The organism is uncultured Brachyspira sp. (assembly GCF_949287625.1).
Taxonomy (GTDB): domain Bacteria; phylum Spirochaetota; class Brachyspiria; order Brachyspirales; family Brachyspiraceae; genus Brachyspira.
Genome location: NZ_CASEGO010000173.1, coordinates 1 through 3,361, shown reverse-complemented (window position 1 = coordinate 3,361; position 3,361 = coordinate 1). Strand labels below are relative to the sequence as shown.

Here is a 3,361-nt window from a genome sequence, read left to right as displayed (position 1 = left end):
TTTGTGCCAACAAAAGAACTGGGGTGTGGGGCAAAGCCCCACAAATATCAAAATTTAAAAAATTTATTTTTTGACAAACTATATTTGTTTAGGTATATATTAGTTCTATTAGTATGATATTAGATCCGGAAATAAAAGAGTATTTATCATTATCAGAATATTTATCTAGTGATGCTGTATATTTTGATAAGATGTTTTATCATTTCGCAGAAAAAATAAAATATTTATATCTTGAAGGCTATATAGATATTTTTTCTATAGGACTAGATTTTTCAGAAGAAGAATTAAAAAAATTCCAGTATGATGAAGTTCTTAAATTATGTATAGATAAGTACAATGAAATGAAAAATGAATTAAAAGAATTATTTTCTGAACTATATTCAAATAATATTCTTAAAACATACGGAATGCATAATTTAAATCATGAAAATTATTTTGAAAATGAAAATAAATTCAAATCCATTTTAAATTACGGACATCATTATGTTAGTTTAATTCTAAAAAATTATGATTTTCTAAGGTTTTTATGCTCATTTATAAGGTTTAGAATTGATTATGATATTGTTTAAAGCAAAGAAGAGATTGTATTTTCTAATGTAGGAAGTAAAGAATACGGCAATAAAAAAATGCATAATATAGATTCTATTATAGATGATATAAATACATTTTTCTATATAGCAGAGAGCATATACTTTTTTAATCCTTATATGGCAAAAAGCTGCAAAGATATACTTGATTCTTTGCATTCATCTTTAATGTATTTATACAGCTCAGCAGAAGAGTTGGAAGATAGAAAAGACTATAACCTTTTAAATGAATTAAAAAATCTTGATTTGAAAGATGTAAAAAAGTATGAGGATATATTTATTAATAATGCTTTATTCTTTTATAATCAGGAAAATATTTATAATGAGGAAGATGAAGAAAGGCTTAAAGAAAAAGTAAAAGAAATTGAATATGAAGAAATAAAATTTAAAGAAGAAGAGAATAGGGAGAGAAAAATATTTTTTGATGCTAATTATAAAACCATATATAAAGCAGTTATGTATGATATCAGACTAAAAGAACATGAAGAATATGATAAAAAATATATAGAAGAGTCTTTTATAAATGCTCTTGAGTATATGTACAGAGTATCATACTACAAAGAATATTTGATAATTAATAATGCCCGCTTAACTAATCAATAAAATACATAAAAATCTATAAAAACGATAACTAACTGAAGGATAAAAAACTTCATTTGTTATAAATAAAAAATATAAGGGGTTTGTCATGAAACAGTTAAAAAAATAATTTTAGCTTCTGCTATGATAATGGCATTAAGCACTTCGGCATTTGCTGCAAGCGGATTTGAGTTTATATTTAATGTGCCTTTCGGACTTAATATAAATTTACTTCCTAAATATAACATGTATACAACTCAAGAAGCAAAAAATGGAACTTACTATTATTCAGGCAATAAAGTAGGTTTTGATATTGGAGTATCTGCTCAAATAGGTTATATGTGGCAGATAAAGGATAATTTTGGAATAAGTCTTTTAGGAGAATTGGGCTATAGTTTTGACAGTTTCAATGCTAATTTTGACACAGCAAAAATACAAAATCCAAATGGAATTGAACAAATTGACGCTCCGGAAAGTACTCAAAAATTAGGAAGTGCTTCATTCTACACTCATAACCTAAAAATAGGTATACTTCCAAAGTTTAATATAAAAGCATTTTCTATCGGTGTTGGACTTGGCGTTATAATACCTATGGCTATAACACAAAATTGGAAAGATGAGTTGGTAAAAAATGCTTTTAAAGATGCTAGTACAAAGTTTATGAGTCCTGTAGGTTTTTATGGTAAATTAACTTTTGATTATTCAATATTCTTCACAGAAAAAATAGCAATGAATATAGGTTTATACACAGGAGTTGATGCTATTAGTTCTATAAATACAACTATTGATAGTACAACAGGAGCTCATAGCGAAGCACCATTACTCAGCTATGATATAGGATTGCAATTAGGATTCAGATTCGGACCAAAAGATTTTAATTAATTTTTTAATAGCAAATAAAATTAATAGACATGTTTAATAAATATTCATGTCTATTATTTTTTATTTAATAATATTCAAAATATAAATAAGGAGAATAAAAATGAAAAACAAAATTTTATCAATTATTTCAGGCTTAATTTTAATAAGCATATTTGCAGTAAGCTGCGGAGAGAAAAAAGGCACAGACCCTACGCCTCCTACACCTAATAAGGGAATACAAACTTATCAGGGTAACTGGCAAGTTGAAGGCAAAGATTATAATCAATCACCTATAAGCGGAACTATTAATATAGATGCAAACGGCACTATAACAGGAAATGTTCAATACGTTATTCAAGAAGGACAATCTATCACCAAAGACAAAATAACAGACAAAGGAAATGAAACTTATGAAATTACTATGATGGAACAAGATGGATTTAAACAAGTTTTTGAGTGTACATTCACTTCTGACAAAGCTGCTGAATGAAAAATGAAACAATATGGAACAGGAGCACCTGCTGATGGAATAGTTGCTGGACAAGGAACTTTAACCAAACAATAAAAATAACTTTCTTTTAATTAAAGATTAATCATATAATAAAACCTCATGTTTTTTAAGCATGAGGTTTTTTATAATATCAAAATATTATTTGAGTTTTTTTATTATCTCTTTAGCAAAATAAGGCAAATCGTCCGGACATCTTGAAGTTACAATATTACCGCATACCACTACTTTTTCATCTTTATAATTAGCTTTAGCATTTATTAAATCATCTTTTATACTTATATAGCATGTAGCGTCTTTGCCTTCTAAAACTTTAGCTGATATCAAAGTCTGCTGTCCATGACATATTGCTCCTATAGTGAGGTTATTATCAACGAAATATTTGATAATTCTTTTTACATCGTCATTGCCTCTTATAGCTTCAGGGGCTCTTCCTCCGGGTATTATTAAGACTTTATAATTTGAAGGATCAACCTCTGAGAAATTTAATTTTGCTTCTACTTTGAAAAAATATTCTCCTTTAATCTCACCTTTGTTTAGAGCTGCTATATCAACATCAATGCCCTCTTCTATAAGTCTGAAATACGGATAAAACAATTCTGAATCTTCAAAGAAATTGTCTGTAATAATTAATGCTTTCATTTTTATAATTCCTTTATAATTTTTAGTGTGCGTATAATAATATAACATTTTTTTAATTATTACCAGAAGTAAAAATATAATAAACTGTTTAAGAGCCATAGATATTGCACAGTTTTAGTTTAAAAAAAGGAGGTATTCCTTATAATTTAAATTATCACAACAAACAAAAAGGAATAGCTATGAA

At 27.0% G+C, this 3,361-nt stretch carries 5 protein-coding genes; 4 read left to right on the top strand and 1 reads right to left on the bottom strand.

Translation table 11 applies throughout. The features are described 5' to 3' along the window. The first annotated feature begins 113 nt into the window (after positions 1-113). From Q1X91_RS15205 to Q1X91_RS15190, 4 genes are all read left to right on the top strand, one after another. Positions 114-569 carry a hypothetical protein gene (locus Q1X91_RS15205; protein WP_300759404.1) on the top strand — a complete coding sequence of 152 codons (456 nt, stop codon included), beginning with the start codon at positions 114-116 and terminating at the stop codon, positions 567-569. A gap of 57 nt (positions 570-626) precedes the next feature. Beyond that, positions 627-1,190: a hypothetical protein gene (locus Q1X91_RS15200; RefSeq protein WP_300759402.1), complete on the top strand. Its 564-nt coding sequence runs from the start codon at positions 627-629 to the stop codon at positions 1,188-1,190. 120 nt (positions 1,191-1,310) lie between these two features. Beyond that, on the top strand, positions 1,311-2,048 hold the full coding sequence (locus Q1X91_RS15195; RefSeq protein WP_300759400.1) for a hypothetical protein: 738 nt from the start codon (positions 1,311-1,313) through the stop codon (positions 2,046-2,048). A gap of 100 nt (positions 2,049-2,148) precedes the next feature. Then, positions 2,149-2,517, top strand: coding sequence for a hypothetical protein (locus tag Q1X91_RS15190; protein ID WP_300759398.1), 369 nt, complete (start codon positions 2,149-2,151; stop codon positions 2,515-2,517). Positions 2,518-2,676: 159 nt separating this feature from the next. Here Q1X91_RS15190 and Q1X91_RS15185 read toward each other — a convergent pair whose 3' ends face one another. Then, positions 2,677-3,177 (bottom strand): type 1 glutamine amidotransferase domain-containing protein, encoded by a 501-nt coding sequence (locus Q1X91_RS15185; protein WP_300759396.1) that lies wholly within the window; start codon positions 3,175-3,177, stop codon positions 2,677-2,679. Positions 3,178-3,361: the final 184 nt, after the last annotated feature.